Genomic DNA, 15,003 nt, shown 5'->3' on the forward strand with positions numbered 1-15,003 from the left:
AACTGCGGCGAGGGCGCTCATGGGCGGTCTCCGGGCGCTTGCAGGACCTCCAGCAGGAAATCCCGTTCCCGGTGCGCCACCACCACGTCCCAGCCGGTGGCTTCGCGGGCGGCCTCATGGACCGACTCGCCGTCCAACTCCCAGCCCTCGATGGGGTGCAGCCAGTGGCAGAGCAGCAGATGGCCGCCGGGGTTCAGTGCGGCGCGGATCCGTTGCAGCAGGTCCAGGAGTTCCGCCCGGGTCATGAAGTAGCCGACCTCGGAGACCACCACCAGGTCCAGCCCACTAACCGCCTGCTCCGGCCAATCCTGCGGCAGGGCGCCCCGGTACAACTCAACATGGTCCGCCGCCGCCAGCCGGGCACGGGCTTTCGCCAACGCAACCTCACTGGCGTCTACCGCGATCAGATGTTCGCAGCGGCCGGCCAGCTCAGCCGTCAACACCCCGATGGAGCAGCCGGCTTCCAGCGCGCGGGCGTAGCGCTGGCTGGGCAGCGCGGCCAGGGTGGCGGCGCGCTTGCGCTGTTCATACCAGCTGGTCTCGTAGTCCCACGGGTCAGGGCTGCCGCGGTACAGCCGGTCGAAGATCCCCGCCGCATCGCTGGCGCTGGCCGGTTGGGCCGCTGCCGTGGGTGGGGCCGTCCGCACGGGTTCCGACGAAGCCGGCGTCCAGGCGAAGATTTCGGCCTGACGGACAAAGTGCTGCTGGAAGGCAGAGCTGAGCAGTGCCTCATCCCCGGGCGCGTCGGATAGAGGCCGGGTCTGTGACTCATGCAGGGCCAACGCCTGTTTCTTGCCCGCCAGTCCTTCGCTCGCCAGTTCCAGCCTGCGCCAGTTGTGCCAGCGGGTGTCAGCTGCCGGCACAGCCCAGTGCCAGTACCAAATGGGGAACTCCACCAAGTCGGCGCCCCAAGCGGCAGCGGCCGCGGCGGCTGCCTCCCCGGCGGCGGCATGGTCGGGGTGTCCGTCCTCTCGGTAAGGCGCGGCCACCAGCGCGCGCCGGTCGCCGCTCAGCGCCTCCGCCAGGACCGCGGCCAGCGCCGCCTGGCTTCCGGCGAGCAGGCCGTCCGGCAGGGCCAGATATTTCCACTCGAGCGTTCCGGCACCCCCCGCCGTGCGAGCTGCCGCTGCCTCCAACGAAGCCATGGCTGCCCGGAATTCCTCCAGCCGGGTGCGGGCCAGCTGCTCGGGGGTCACGGTGGCAGAGTTCGGGTGGGATGCTTCGCCGGCGGTGCACAGGACCACCGTGACGTCCGCGCCGCGGGCCAGCGAAGCGTGGATCAGCCCTGCGGCGCCCAGGGTTTCATCATCGGGATGCGCCGCGACCACCACCAGCCGTTCGCCCGCCTCCGGGAGCACGCCCGGGGCCAGGGCCGGCAGCCGTTCGACGCCCGCGGCCAGCCAACTGCTTTCAGCGGTGCCGTCCTCGGTGTGGGAGAAGGTCACCACGCGAGCTCCGGCTGGTCCAGGAGCATGGCACCGAGTGCTGCGTCGTCCCGGGCGGCATGATGCTGGCGCAGATAGACCGTCAGGTCCGCCACGCGACGGGCATGGTCCTCGTCCCGGGCCAGCGGCGCCGGCCCCATCGCGTGACCACAAATCTCCAGCATCCGCGTGCACAGCCCGGCGATCTGTCCGCGCACACGGTGTGCCAACACTGCCTCCGCCGTCCCGTGGTCCACCTCCCGGGCCGCCGCGGCCAGCAGGTTCGCGCCGCCAGCAAGCAGCCGGTCCGCCTCGCCCAGCCATGCCAATGCCAGCTGGTCGGGAGTTCGGGCGAACGCTGCCGCCACCAGGGTGCGGAACAGTCCCACCGCTCCGCCAAACCAGCAGGCGGCCACGCCGATGCCGCCCCAGGCAAAGCCCGGCCGGTTCAGGTACCAGTCGGTGCCGCCCACCGGGACCGCGCGTGCCTGCTCGAAAGTCACCGGGCCGCTGGGTACGCCGCGCAGCCCGCGGCTGGCCCAGCCGGCGGGCTCTACGGTCACGGTGTCCTGGCGCAGCTCCACCGCAAAGGCGCGCCGGCCGCCGGGTACGTGCGCGGTGACAAGGGCCGAGTCCAGCTCTGCTGCCAAGGAGCACCACGGCTTGGTCCCGGTCAAAAGCCAGACATCGCCGTCGTTCATGGGAGAAGCATCCACGCGGACGCCGGCGGATTCCGCGGCAAAGACACCCCACGCCGTTCCGGCGGGCAGCTCCAGGCCGGCCTGGGCGAGGATTGCTGCCGCGTCCAGATGCGGCTCCACGGCGCGCACCGCCGTCAGGTCCTCGGCCGCGAGGGCGGCCAGGAACTCCCACAGCGCAAGGGTACTGCCGGTGCCGGGCCGCGGGAGCGGACCGTCCGCACCGCGCAGGATGTCCAGGAGTGGCTGCGGGTTGCCCGCGCAGTTCGAAGCTGCGGCCAACAAAGGCCCGGCGGCGCCCCAATCGAGCTGGAGCTGCCGCCGGACCCTGAAGGCGCCGTTGAGTTGTTCCACAGCGTAGTGCTACCGGGCTACTTCGTCTTCCTCGCTGCGCCCTTCTCCGTCTTCGCTCCGCCGCTGGCCAGTTCGCCGGCGCTGTTCTCCAAGTGCGCGCGCATGAACCACTGGAAGAGTTCCAGTTCGGCGGTCTGGCTGATCAGCATGTCTTCGGTGACCGGATCGATCTCGCCGACGGTCTCGATGGCCTCGCGGTGGCTTTCAATCACACCGTTGTAGACAACGTCCAAGGCCGCGAGGTGCTCGGCCGTGCCGGCACGGTGGATGTCGTAGTCGTCCCAGGTACGCTCCTTGACCAGTGCGCCGGCCAGCCCGTTCGGGGACACGCCCAGGGTTGCCATCCGCTCGGCCGCGGCGTCGATCATCGCGCGGACCTTCTCGATCTGCGGGTCGAGCATTTCGTGGACTCCAATGAAGTCCCGGCCGACCACGTTCCAGTGCGCATGCTTGAGCGTCAACTGCAGGTCGTTGAGGGCGTGGAGCCGCTGCTGCAGGATGTCCGCCACTTTCTGGCCCTCTGCCAGCTCAAGGCCGGGGACTGTGTAGCTTGCCTTCGATCGGTTCGTTTCCGCCATGAGAAACCTCCTTGCTCGGCGATGCCGCTTGTCGGCACCTTGCTGTTTCCCAACCTAACCACGAACGCCGGAAACGTCCCGCCGGAAGTCGTTTCGTCAGCCAAGGGCGAAATTCAGCACCCTTACTAATCGCCCGGGCCACCCCTGGCAATGAACCGGACCACGACGGCGGAGAGCAACACGACGCCTGCGCAGATACCGGCGGCGATGGCTGTTCCTTCGGAAACCAGCCCCCCGTCCACCCGCCCGGCGCCAATCCAGGCCAGGCCCCAGGTGGTGGCCAGGGCCGGGGCCAGCCGGCCGCGGCTGTAGATGGCGGTGGCGACGCCGATGGCCGCAGCGACAGCCAGCACGATCGACGACAGCAGGGTTACCGGCAGCCCGAAGCCGTCCACACCGGAAGCGGCAAGCACAGCGGCGGTGTTGGCAACCGTGGCCACGGTGACCCAGCCCAGATAAAGTCCGAACGTCCCGTCGGTGATCAGGGCATCGAGGCGGCTCTCGGTAAAGGTCGGAACCAACAGCGCGAGGATGCGCCCCAGCACCACCAGCAGGATGATGATCACCGCCAGGCTCAAGACCAGCAAGCCCACTTGGACCACCCAGATCCATGCCGCGTTCAGCAGCATGGAAGCCACCGCCCACGGCCGAAGGGCGGATTGCCGTTGTGAACGCAGTTGAGCCGGCAGCAACTGCCACACCGCATACGCGAGCAGGCCAAGATAGATCAGCGACCAGATGCGGAAGGCGGCCGACGCCGGTGCCAGCGGCGTGGAGTCTTCGTTCAACCACCCGCCGGCTGCCTCCTGGATGGGTGTACCGACGAGCACCCCGCTGCCTACAAAGGCGGCGGCTATGGCCACCAGGGAGCTGATCAGCACCAGGACCGGCACGGCCGGTCCCATCCTCACATCCGTCCGTTGCTGCATGGTTCCTCCGGCTGCCGGCGGGGCTTGGGTCACGTGTTGAGGCTGCCCCGGACGATGCTGACGCTGGAATGCGCGGGGTTTCCGTCCAGTGGCTCGTCCGAGACATCCACAATGGGGAACTTCGACAGATCCAGCCCTTGGGGGATGGGGAATCTGCCGGTGTCCGAGTCCATCACGCCGAGGCTGACCAGCCCGGACAGATCCGGCGCTATCAACCACACTTCCTGGTATCCCCGGGCCTCATTGTCGCTGAGCTGGATCTCAAGCTCCCGGGTGCCGTTCTGCTCCACCACCCGCGCGGTTCCGGTGGTGGCGTACTGTTCCAGCGGCTTTAGGTTTGCCTGCGCCAGGGTGGCCGCGCCGCGGTTGACACCCCAGGCCACGCCAATGGCGGCAATGAGCACGACTGCTACTGCTGCGGCCAGCCATGCGGGCAGGTTCCGGGAGAGCCGGCCTCGGGACGAGGGGGGCCGGGACGACGGCTGACGGGACGAGGGCCGCCGGGAGGCCAAGGACCGCGAGGACGCAGCCCTGGAGGGCTGGCGACGGGAGGCAGCGGGCTCGGCGCGGTCTTGCAGAGGGTCCTCCGCGAGCTCCGGGGAAAGCCCCAGCTCGTGGTGGATGGCCTGCCACACTGCCGGGCCCGGGGGCTCCAGGGTGGGCTCGGGGTCGGCCCTGACTGCTTCCACCGCCCGGCGCAGCGCCTGGTACTCGTCGGCGCACTGGCTGCAGCTGTGCAGATGGTCCCTGTCGGACTGGTCACCGAGGGCGTCGTCGAGCGCCAGCAAGCTGATCATTTCCGGATCAAGGTGCTGCATGGTCGACCTCCAATCGGCGCCTCAGGTGATGCAAACTGCGATGGATGTGGCTCTTGACGGTACCAACGGGAAGATCCAGCCGGTGGGAGATCTGCTCGTGCGTCAGGTCCTCGTAGAACGCCAAGCGCATGATGGAGCCCTTGGGTTCACCCAGCCGTTCCAGCTCACCGTCCAGCAGCAACCGGTCCGCCAGCACTTCAGGGGACTGGGAGTCCGTGGCAAAGGCAGGGTCGGGCAGCACCGCAGAAACGGCTCGAAGCTTGTCCTGCTCGCGGGCGGCAGAGGAATACGCATCGGCAATGGCCCGGCGGGTGATACCAACGATCCACGCAGGCAACCGGCCCAGCGACGGGTCGAATCCCTCGCGTAAACGCCACGCCCGGATGAAGACCTCCTGCGTGACATCGTCCGCCGCTGATTTGTCGGCCAGCGCCCGGGAAGCCAGCGTATGCACGAGGGGGGCCAACTGCCGGTAGGCGTCGGCAATGGCTGATTCCTCGCCGGCCGCGAAGGCTGCATCGATGGTTGTATCCCACGCTTCGAAAGGAGGAGGTGCCAAGCCTGCGTCCTTCCGGTGTTGGGAGGGATGCCCTGCAAACTGGTGCTGGAGGACCGAAGAAGTCAGTCGGGAACCGCCGTAACAACCACATTCTGGCTGTAATCCTGCCGCTCGTCCAGCCATTCGCCGCCGCAGGTGACCAGTTTGAGCATCGGTTTTCCTTCACGGCTGAAGATTCCCCGCCCGTCGAAATCGTCCTTGTCGACCATCGCGACGTCGGTGACGTGGTAGGTAACGGGGCGGGCCGCCGCTCGTTCCACGGTGATGGGAGTACCGGGCTCAAGCTGCCTTAGTTCCGAGAAAGGGGCCAGGCCCGCCAAGGTATCGACGTGGGCTGCGATGACCGCCGTGCCCGTCGGATCCCCCGGGGCCGGACCGTGGCGGTACCAGCCCGCTTGCTCGACCGAGGCGGGGATTTCCATAGCGTTGGCGGCACTGACGCCGACGTCGACGACGGTGACATCGATGGAAGTACCGGCGACCACAAGCCGGTTGGGCGGCGTTGTCCTGCTGGCGGTGTTCAGGGGTGCGGCCAGCTGCACCCGAATAGCCGATGGATCCGGGATCCTGCCCTGATCCGGCGGGCCGGTTTCCCGGTTCCCGTTCGGGGACGGAGTGGACGTTGCCGGGGCGGCGGCGGCCGGCTGCCTGCTATCCGCCGGCTGCACCGGCGCGCCGCAGCCGGAGGCGGTGATCATGAGGAAACACCCGAGAAGGCCCGCAACGGTGTTCGCCGTCGTCGTCGTTGTGGTTGCCATGCTTCGTCCTTGGCTTCGATTAAGTCCCGCGGGCAGGTCCAGCCGGCAGCGGGGTGCATTGAGTTGGAGGAAGCCGGCGGCGCCCCGGGCAGGCGCCACCGGCTTCGGGATACCCGTGGCAGCTAGTCGGTGGTGCGAACCGCCAGCTTGCGACGGGCGACTGCGCCGGTGCCGAGCAGGAGCAGCATGGCCCCGCCGGCGACCGCGGCGATGGTGTAATCGGGGCTGGAGTCGGCAGCCGCGCCGGAAAGCCCGCCAGGCACGGCGCCCGGTGCCGAATGCAGTCCTTCAATGTTCTGCACCGCCAGGGCCAGATTGCCGTCATTCAGGCTGCCCCAGGCGTAAACGATGGTGTGGGTGCCCTCCGCTACCGGGACGTCTGCCGGTCCGATTACGGGATCAGTGGTCCCCGCCGCAGCCACCGCGGCGGTGATGGTGCCCGGGTCCAGCGTGAGGGTCTGTTCGTCCGGGTTGGACAGGCCCTCAATCACCGGTGAGCCGCCGGCGAGCACATCGACGGCGGGGGCTGCCGCTGTGTGGCGCACGGTCAGCTTGCCCTTGCCGGCGTCGATGGTGGAGACGTCATTGGTGAAAAGGTTTGCGGTGGGATTGCCTTCCGCGTCCAGGTTGGCCACGGCCGTATAGTTGCCGCCGGCCTCCAACTGGACGTCTACGGGTCCGATGGCGGGGTTGTCCGCGTTTTCGGCATCCGCGGCGGTGATGGCCAGGGAGTACTCCCCCGCAGGCAGGGCCAGCGGTCCGGCAAGGTCGCCGGGCATGAAATCATCCAGCGTCCGCTCGCCGTTGACCCAGACGTCAACGGTCAAATCGGGGACCCCGTGCAGGACCGCCAGCTGGGCTTCCTTGTCGGCTTCCTTGTCGGCTGCCTGGGCGGGTGCTGCAGTTCCCAGTGCCAAAAGCCCCAGGGCTGACACCGTTACGATGCTCTTGCGCATTTTCTGCTCCTTCGACGGCCCGGTAATCCAGGCTGGTGGGTGCTTACATCCCCTACTACTGACCGGGCGCGGTGTTTGGATGCACTTTCATGAAATTTCTTTCGGCGGCCACCGAAAGTGCTGCGGCGCACCGCCGTCGGCCGTTATAGGTGGCTGGCAGCGCACCCGCAGCACAGCCGGCGTTTCCGGGTTCCGTGGAGAGGGACGGGAGACGCTAAGTTTTTCCTATGGCTACAAAAGACCGCGTGAATGAAGACTCAGTGGGGCGGACCGAGACTTTCGAGGAGAAGCTGGACCGGAACTGGAACGAACTGCTGCAGGAACTGCGCGTCATGCAGACCGGCGCGCAGATCATCACAGCGTTCCTGATGACCCTGCCGTTCCAGAACCGCTTCACCGACCTGGCCCCGTACCAAATGGGCCTCTACGTTGCGCTGCTGGTCCTCGCGGCCTTGATGACGGGTTTGATTTTGACGCCGGTGGCAATCCACCGCCAGCTGTTCGGGCTGCACCTCAAGGACGTCACGGTGGCGCACGGGCACCGGATTGTGCGGGTTGCGGTGCTGGGCATCGGCCTGCTGGCCACCGGTTGTGTGGCGTTCATCGTGGACGTGGTCGCCGGGGACCTTCCTGCGTTGACGATCGGCGGCGCCGTCCTGGTGGTGATGTTCTTCCTCTTGTGGGTCCTGCCGTTCCTGCTGCAGCGCGGACTGCGTGGCACCGAAGGACACTCCAGCGACTGACTCCATGCGGTGCCTGCCGGCCGCCAACCCCGTGACAGCGTCGGGCGTGAGTGGAAGCATGGCGCCATGGGCACTCCATCAGAACCGGTCCCGCCGGCCGGTACCGGCGTCGATGAGCGCGGCCGGGGAATGACACCGCAGCGGGTGCTGGTGACCGGTGCAACGGGGTATATTGGCGGCCGGCTGGTTCCGCGGTTGCTGGCCCGCGGCTACGCGGTCCGCGTCCTGGTCCGCTCCCCGAACAAGCTCGTGGCGGTGCCTTGGCACGACGACGTGGACATCGTGGCCGGCGACCTGGCCGACGCCGACGACGCCAAGCGGGCCTGCACGGACGTGCACACCGTGTTCTACCTGGTGCACTCCATGGCCTCGGGGCCGGACTTCGAAGAGCGCGAACTGGCCATGGCCCAGACGGTCGCTGCGGCCGCCGCAGCTGCGCGGGTCCAGCGGATCGTCTATCTGGGCGGGCTGCATCCGGAAAACGTCGAGCTGTCCCGCCACATGCGATCGCGCGCTGCCGTGGGCCGGGCCCTGCTGGACGGCGACGTGCCCGCGGCCGTCTTCCAAGCCGGCGTGGTGATCGGCTCCGGCTCCGCATCCTTCGAGATGATCCGGCACCTGTCGGAGAACCTGCCGCTCATGCCGGCGCCCAGCTGGGTGAAGCGCGTGGTGGAACCGATAGCCATCCGCGATGTGCTGCACTACCTGGAAGTGGCGCCGGACCTGCCGGCCGGACTGAACCGCACCTTCGACATCGGGTCCCGGGAACGGCTCACCTACGCGGGACTGATGTACGGCTACGCGCGCGAAGCGGGCCTGGCCCGGCGGCTGATCTATGCCCTGCCGATTCCGGCGCCGGCGCTGGCCGGCTGGTGGGTGGCGCTGACCACCCCGATCCCGCACGCCATGGCGGTGCCGCTGGTGCAGTCCCTGCAGCACGATGCAGTGTCCGCCGAGCACGACATTGACCGCTACATCCCTCCCCCCGACGGCGGACTGACCGGGTACCGCCGGGCCGTGCAGCTGGCGCTGGGCAAAATGGCCAGCGGCGAGGTGGAAACCAGCTGGACCAATGCGTCGAACGCCCCGCCGTCGGACCCGCTGCCCAGCGACCCCGAGTGGGCCGGCCGGACCGTGTTCGTGGACACGCGGGAACGCAGCTCCTCGGTACCGGCCGAAGACGTCTGGCACGTGATCCAGGGGGTCGGCGGGGCAAACGGGTGGTACTCCTGGCCGGCGGCCTGGGCCATCCGCGGCGTGCTGGACAAGCTGGTGGGCGGAGCCGGACTTACCCGCGGCCGCCGGCACGCCGGCCGGCTCGGTGTTGGCGACGCCGTGGACTGGTGGCGTGTGGAAGCGGTCGAGGACGCGCCGGAGCGCCGGTTGCTGCGGCTGCACGCCGAGATGAAGGTACCGGGCCAGGCGTGGCTGGAACTCTCCGTGGCCCAGGAGGACGGCGGCAGCGTGTACCGGCAGCGCGCCATCTATTTCCCGACAGGACTCTCCGGAAAGCTTTACTGGTGGCTGGTGCTTCCGTTCCACGGGCTGATCTTCCCGTCGATGGCCCGCAATATTATTCGCGGGGCGGCTGAGCGCAGACCCACTGCTGACTCCGGAACAGGCGTACGCTAGATTGCCACCATGACCGAGCGACCCGACGACGGACCCTTGGAACGCTATCGGCGCACCGAGGGCCTCGACGACGCCACGCTGGAAGCCTTGGGCAAGCTCTCTGAAGCACTCGAGGTGGTGGAGCACGCGCGCGGTCTGCTCTATGGGTTCCACCGGCTCACCGGTACGGCAGACCTGGCGCTGGGCGAGGCCGTGGAGCTGCTGCGGAAAGCCGGACACCGCCAACTGGCCGAGCGCGTCGACCGGGAGATCGTGGGCCGCAACGTCATCGAGGGTCACTGGACCTTCCAGATCATCGACCAGTACGACGAAACCTATTACGCCCCGTTCAAGGAGCTGGAGCGCCAGGCACGTGATGAGCTGGCCAATGGCCGCAAGCACCTGTTCGAAGCCGAAATGAAAGAGGACCGGCGCACCCAAGGGCTCAGGAACCACGAGGCCGTCATCCAGGATGTGCCCGAGCAGTAGCCGCGGGTCTTCCCCTGCCGGCACCGCCGGGCCGTCAGCCCCAGGCTTCCCTGCCGGGACCGCCGGAGAAGCTAAATCCGCGGGTAGACAACCGCCAGCGGCAATCTGCCGCAGGCCAGCACAACGAGTTCCAGGCCGGTGTACCGGTCGCCGCGCGGCAGTACGGTCCGCGGCGGGGGCGGCTGGATGATGCCTGCCTTCTCGCCGGTTGCTTCCGTTGAGCCGCGCACCGCTGCCACGGCTCCCGGTGCCAGCAGGGTCCCGGCAGCCAGTTGGGCGTCGGCGGAAACCACCACCCGCCCGGCGCGGTTGACCAACGCTGCGGCCGGGTGCAGCTCTTTCAGTGCCGGCAGCAGCAACGGTTCCAGCGATTCAACAAAGACGTCGGCGCCGGCAACCCCGATGCGCCGCTCCCCCGCTGCCACCGGGACGGTCATGGTCATGGTGTATTCGTCCGTGCAGAGGAAGTCCACATACGGCCCGGTGACATGCGGCAGCCCCGTCTCCATGGGCCGGGTAAACCACTCGCGGCGCATGTAGGCATCCGAGGCCGAGGCGAGGGCCGGCAGCACCAGCCGCTCCATGGTTTCGCCCTGCCACCAGGCCATGTGCCAAGCAGCATCGGCCACAACGTCGTCGGCGGCCACAAAGCCTGCGCCGACCACCGGCCATTCCCCACACTTGACGAGGTCAGCGGCCAGCGGCTGCATGGCCGCGGTGACCCGCTTCCCTCCGGGCGGCTTCTCCGGATCGGCAAAAAGCGCCGCCAAGACCGGCACCCAGCCACTCACGTGGGCCAGGATCCCTTCGAAGAATCCGGTGACCTCGGCAAGCGGATCCGCGTGACGTTCTGCAGCCAATTCGGCCAGTGAGCTCATCCCGTCCTCCTTTGGGCGGTTGCGCGCGTAGGCTCGGCGGGCCGGTCGGTCAGCCGGGCATGTTCATCGATCAGTGCTGCCAATCCGGTGTGGATTTGCGCCGTGACTGTTTCGCGGGCCGCCGAGGCGTCACCAGCAGCGACCGCATCGGCGATGCGTTCGCAGAACCGCACCATCGTGGCATCGAACTCTTCGTCCTCGTGCAGCAGCGACATCAAGGAACCAAAGTCTTTGTAGAGCCGGACGAATTCACGCGTCAGCCGTGCCGATTGGCTCAACGCTGCCAGTTCCAGCAGGAATTCACCGACGATGGCTCCGCCAAGACCGGACGGGTGGGCGCCCTGAAGGATCCGGCGCAGCCCCTCGACATCATCGGGGTCCGCAAAATCTGCCGCCAGTTCGGCCGCTGTTGCGGCAATGGCACGGTAGTGGATGGCCAGATCCCGAAGTTCCACCCGGCTCATTCGGCCCAAGCGGCCACGGACCAGTTCTGCACGCCGTCCGGTGGGGACAGTGATGAAAGTACCGCCCTCGCGGCCCCGCCGGGTCGCCACCAGCCCCCTCGAACGCAGCCCTACCAACGCTTCCCGCGCCGTCACCGTCGCCACGCCCATGGACGCAGCCAGCTCGGCTTCGCTGGGAAGCCGGTCGCCATCGGCCAGCACTCCCGCGGCGATGCCTTGGACAATCCGGTCCTCCACGCGCTGTGCCTTGCCGCTCTCGCCGAGCGGGGCGAAGACCGCAGCGAGCAGGCGTTGGCGTGGCGGGGAGTCCTTCGGCATGCCCTACATCCTTCCAGACAGACTGCCGGCGAACGGCAGTACGCGGCACAGCCTTGCCGGCTGAACCTGCGTCACAAAAAATCTACCCCATGTGACCGGCTTTACATTTATCCTCTGCTTTCATAGGTTAACGCAAGACGATGTAGTCCACGCCACATCAGACCTCTTGAAAGGACCCAGCCGTGCACGCCACAGCCACCTCCGCAACCACCGCGCCGGACAGCACGGGGGCCTCCGCCACACCGGCCATTTCCCTGCAGCAGGTGGTGAAAACCTTCGGCGACTTCACCGCCGTCAAGGGCCTGGACCTCGACATCCGCCAAGGCGAGTTCTTCTCGCTGCTGGGCCCCTCCGGCTCCGGCAAGACCACTGTGCTGCGGATGATCGCCGGCTTCGAACTGCCCAGCTCCGGCCGCATAGACCTGGCCGGCCGCGACGTTACGCGCAAGGCGCCGTTCGAACGCGACGTCAACACTGTTTTCCAGGACTATGCGCTCTTCCCGCACCTGAGCGTGGCGCAGAACGTGGAGTACGGGCTCAAGTTGCGCAAGACGCCCCGGAGCGAACGCCGCAAGCTGGTCCACGAGGCTCTGGAGATGATCCGCCTGCCGCAGGTGGCAGACCGGTTGCCCTCGCAGCTCTCCGGTGGGCAGCGCCAGCGCGTTGCCCTGGCCCGGGCGCTGGTCCTGCGGCCGCAGGTCCTGCTCCTGGACGAACCGCTCGGCGCACTGGACAAGCAGCTGCGCGAACAGATGCAGGTGGAACTGAAGCAGATCCAGCGCACCGTCGGCATCACGTTTGTCTTCGTCACCCACGACCAGGAAGAAGCGCTCACGCTCTCGGACCGGGTCGCCGTGTTCAACGAAGGCGTGGTGGAGCAGGTGGGCACGCCCGAGGATCTCTACGAACGCCCCGGCAGCCGGTTCGTCGCGTCCTTCCTGGGCAACACCAACCTGGTGGAGGGCGCGCTCGCCCGGCAGCTCACCGGCTCCGAGGCGTTGCTGAGCATCCGGCCGGAGCGAATCCACATCCGCCACCTGGACGAGCCGGTCGAAACAGACGACCTCTCCGCCGTGGAAGCGGTGATCGAGGAAATCATCTACACCGGCCCCTCCACCCGCCACGTGGCCCGCACCGACGCCGGCCAGGTCCTGATTGTCCAGGAGCAGAACGATTCCCGTGCCTCCGGCGCCCGCCGCGGCGACCGGGTCCGGCTGCAGTGGTCCTCCCGTTTCAACTTCACCGTCTAGACCCGCATCACTACACCAGCATTACGCACCCTGAAGGAAAGGTACCCCCATGAAGATCACCAAGGCACTGCCGCTGGCGGCACTCGCCTCGCTCTCGCTGGTCCTGGCCGGCTGCGGCGGCTCCGCTCCGGCCTCATCGTCCGGCGGCATCGAGGTCCCTGACATCCCGGCGGCCACCGAGGTGGGCGAGTCGGAGGGCGAAGTCAATATCATCGCCTGGGCCGGCTTTGTGGAGGACGGCTCCACCAACCCCGACGCCGACTGGGTCACGGAATTCGAAAAAGAGACCCAGTGCAAGGTCAACCGCAAGGTCGGCGCCACCAGCGACGAGATGGTCCAGCTGATGCGCACCGGCGAGTACGATCTGGTGTCGGCCTCCGGCGACGCCTCGCTGCGCCTGATCGCCGGCGGCGACGTGGCCCCGATCAACACCGACCTGATCCCGAACTTCGGCCACATCGTGGACGGCCTGAAGGGCCAGATCTACGACACGCTCAACGGCAAGAGCTACGGCGTTCCGATCGGCCGCGGCGCCAACGTGCTGATGTACAACACTGAGGCCGTGGCCGAAGCACCGGACTCGTGGGAAGCCACCTGGAACCCGGACAGTGAATACGCCGGCAAGATCATGGCCTACGATTCGCCGATCTTCATTGCCGACGCCGCCGTGTACCTGATGGCCACGCAGCCGGATCTGGGCATCACCAACCCCTACGCGCTGGACCAGGACCAGCTGGCCGCAGCGGTGGAGTTGCTCAAGACCCAGAACGGCGTCGTCGGCGAGTACTGGAACGACGCGCTGAAGGCCGTCTCCTCGATTTCCTCCGGCACCGCATCCCTGGGCACCGGCTGGCAGGTCATTGTGAACATCGCCCAGGCCGACGGCGGCAAGGTTGAATCCGTGCTGCCGAAGGAAGGCGCCACGGGCTGGTCCGACACCTGGATGCTCTCCTCAAAGTCCAAGAACCCCAATTGCGCCTACCAGTGGATGGACTGGGCTTCCTCCGCGGAGGTGAACGCCAAGATCGCGCAGAACTTCGGCATGGCCCCGGCCAACGCGCTGGCGTGTGAAGGCTCCAAGGAGAACGAGGAGCATTGCGCCACCTACCACGCCACCGACGAGGACTACTACAAGCAGGTCTGGATGTGGACCACGCCGGTGGAGCAGTGCATCGACGGCCGCACCGATGTCACCTGCACCAACTACCAGGAGTGGACCAAGGCCTGGACGGAAGTGAAGGGCTAACCCTCCCCTTCCCACCCCTCCACTGCAGGGGTACGGCGGCCGGTGAGCACCGCCGTCGTACCCCTGCCCTGGAGGCACCCTCTCAGCACGACGGCGGTGCCCCGCCGGCCGTGCGCACAACACCTTGCCCAGCACCGCATCTGAAGGAGGAACGGCGGGCCAGCCCGCCGGAAACCACCATGGCAGCACCAACGATCGAACCGGAGGCCGACGCCGGGAACACTTCCGCGGCCGGTACCCCGCGCAGCGGACTGGGCGACAGGCTCTCCCGGCTGCTCTACGCGCGGCCCAAACTGCGGTTGACCGCGCTCCTGGCCCTGCCGCTGGCCTGGCTGGGCGTGCTGTACATCGGCTCTCTGATCCTGCTGTTCATCACCGCGTTCTGGACCACGGACACCTTTACCTCCAAGGTGATCCCGGCGTTCACGCTGGAGAACTTCGTGGAGATTGTCACAGTGCCGGCCTACCAGCTGACCGCACTGCGGACCATCGGCATCGCCCTGGCCGTGACCGTGCTGTGCGCCGTGCTGGCGCTGCCGCTGGGGCTCTACATGGCCAAGGTGGCCTCGCCGCGGATGCGGGCAGTGCTGGCCATCGGCATCACCTTGCCGCTGTGGGCCGGGTACCTGGTGAAGGTGTTCTCCTGGCGCATCACGTTCTCCAGCGGCGGTCCGCTGGACTGGCTGCTGGCGCCGCTGGGCATGACCGGGCCGGGCTACGGTACCGCGGCGCTGGTGGTCACGCTGGCTTACCTATGGTTCCCATACATGGCCGTGCCGGTGTACTCGGCGTTCCGCCAGATCCCGGACAACCTGTTCGACGCTTCCTCCGACCTGGGCGCGAAGGCGTGGTCCACGGTGCGCACCGTGGCCGTCCCACTGTTGAAGCCGGCGTTCCTCGCCAGGTCCATCTTTACGTTCTCGCTGAGCC

At 67.7% G+C, this 15,003-nt stretch carries 16 protein-coding genes; 6 read left to right on the plus strand and 10 right to left on the minus strand.

All coding sequences use genetic code 11. The annotated features are described in order from the left end of the window. Nucleotides 1–17: 17 nt before the first annotated feature. The 8 genes from AC5RWT_RS17780 to AC5RWT_RS17815 all read right to left on the minus strand — a co-directional run bounded on the left by AC5RWT_RS17780 (nt 18) and on the right by AC5RWT_RS17815 (nt 7,074). Nucleotides 18–1,448, minus strand: coding sequence for a PIG-L family deacetylase (locus tag AC5RWT_RS17780; protein ID WP_494081309.1), 1,431 nt, complete (start codon nt 1,446–1,448; stop codon nt 18–20). After that, entirely contained in the window at nt 1,442–2,476 is a 1,035-nt protein-coding gene (locus AC5RWT_RS17785) for an acyl-CoA dehydrogenase family protein (protein ID WP_494081310.1), read from the minus strand. Before AC5RWT_RS17785 ends, AC5RWT_RS17780 begins: the two co-directional genes overlap by 7 nt. Nucleotides 2,477–2,493: 17 nt before the next feature. Further along, the gene (locus AC5RWT_RS17790) at nt 2,494–3,054 is read right to left on the minus strand and encodes a Dps family protein (protein WP_494081311.1); all 561 of its coding nucleotides are present in this window, start codon (nt 3,052–3,054) and stop codon (nt 2,494–2,496) included. Nucleotides 3,055–3,179: 125 nt separating this feature from the next. Next, nucleotides 3,180–4,016 (minus strand): TspO-related membrane protein, encoded by an 837-nt coding sequence (locus AC5RWT_RS17795; protein WP_494081312.1) that lies wholly within the window; start codon nt 4,014–4,016, stop codon nt 3,180–3,182. After that, entirely contained in the window at nt 4,013–4,801 is a 789-nt protein-coding gene (locus AC5RWT_RS17800) for an anti-sigma factor domain-containing protein (RefSeq protein WP_494081313.1), read from the minus strand. Before AC5RWT_RS17800 ends, AC5RWT_RS17795 begins: the two co-directional genes overlap by 4 nt. After that, nucleotides 4,788–5,360: an RNA polymerase sigma factor gene (locus tag AC5RWT_RS17805; RefSeq protein WP_494081314.1), complete on the minus strand. Its 573-nt coding sequence runs from the start codon at nt 5,358–5,360 to the stop codon at nt 4,788–4,790. The genes AC5RWT_RS17800 and AC5RWT_RS17805 overlap by 14 nt, the downstream gene beginning before the upstream one ends. A gap of 62 nt (nt 5,361–5,422) precedes the next feature. Beyond that, complete coding sequence (locus tag AC5RWT_RS17810; protein WP_494081315.1) at nt 5,423–6,118, minus strand: class F sortase; 696 nt, start codon at nt 6,116–6,118, stop codon at nt 5,423–5,425. A 122-nt stretch (nt 6,119–6,240) separates the two neighbouring features. Then, a complete protein-coding gene (locus AC5RWT_RS17815; RefSeq protein ID WP_494081316.1) occupies nt 6,241–7,074 on the minus strand; it encodes a DUF4397 domain-containing protein in 834 nt (277 codons plus the stop codon). Between the two features lie 245 nt (nt 7,075–7,319). Here AC5RWT_RS17815 and AC5RWT_RS17820 point away from each other — a divergent pair, with 245 nt between their 5' ends. The 3 genes from AC5RWT_RS17820 (at nt 7,320) to AC5RWT_RS17830 (ending at nt 9,917) form a co-directional block, all read left to right on the plus strand. Further along, on the plus strand, nt 7,320–7,817 hold the full coding sequence (locus AC5RWT_RS17820; RefSeq protein WP_493968553.1) for a DUF6328 family protein: 498 nt from the start codon (nt 7,320–7,322) through the stop codon (nt 7,815–7,817). Between the two features lie 129 nt (nt 7,818–7,946). Further along, nucleotides 7,947–9,449, plus strand: coding sequence for an SDR family oxidoreductase (locus AC5RWT_RS17825; RefSeq protein WP_494081325.1), 1,503 nt, complete (start codon nt 7,947–7,949; stop codon nt 9,447–9,449). A 9-nt stretch (nt 9,450–9,458) separates the two neighbouring features. Next, on the plus strand, nt 9,459–9,917 hold the full coding sequence (locus AC5RWT_RS17830; protein WP_494081317.1) for a hypothetical protein: 459 nt from the start codon (nt 9,459–9,461) through the stop codon (nt 9,915–9,917). A gap of 71 nt (nt 9,918–9,988) precedes the next feature. Here AC5RWT_RS17830 and AC5RWT_RS17835 read toward each other — a convergent pair whose 3' ends face one another. Both AC5RWT_RS17835 and AC5RWT_RS17840 read right to left on the minus strand, forming a co-directional pair. Further along, nucleotides 9,989–10,795 (minus strand): cache domain-containing protein, encoded by an 807-nt coding sequence (locus tag AC5RWT_RS17835; protein ID WP_494081318.1) that lies wholly within the window; start codon nt 10,793–10,795, stop codon nt 9,989–9,991. After that, nucleotides 10,792–11,577 (minus strand): GntR family transcriptional regulator, encoded by a 786-nt coding sequence (locus AC5RWT_RS17840; protein WP_494081319.1) that lies wholly within the window; start codon nt 11,575–11,577, stop codon nt 10,792–10,794. The genes AC5RWT_RS17835 and AC5RWT_RS17840 overlap by 4 nt, the downstream gene beginning before the upstream one ends. A 182-nt stretch (nt 11,578–11,759) precedes the next feature. On the opposite strand from AC5RWT_RS17840, the gene AC5RWT_RS17845 reads away from it, so the two are divergent. The 3 genes from AC5RWT_RS17845 to AC5RWT_RS17855 form a co-directional block, all read left to right on the plus strand. After that, the gene (locus tag AC5RWT_RS17845) at nt 11,760–12,827 is read left to right on the plus strand and encodes an ABC transporter ATP-binding protein (protein ID WP_494081320.1); all 1,068 of its coding nucleotides are present in this window, start codon (nt 11,760–11,762) and stop codon (nt 12,825–12,827) included. 49 nt (nt 12,828–12,876) lie between these two features. Then, nucleotides 12,877–14,073, plus strand: a complete 1,197-nt coding sequence (locus tag AC5RWT_RS17850) for an extracellular solute-binding protein (protein ID WP_494081321.1) — start codon at nt 12,877–12,879, stop codon at nt 14,071–14,073. 179 nt (nt 14,074–14,252) lie between these two features. Next, nucleotides 14,253–15,003 (plus strand): ABC transporter permease (locus AC5RWT_RS17855; protein WP_494081322.1); only part of this gene is annotated, 751 nt, incomplete at its 3' end.

This window comes from Arthrobacter sp. Dra40, assembly GCF_059091905.1.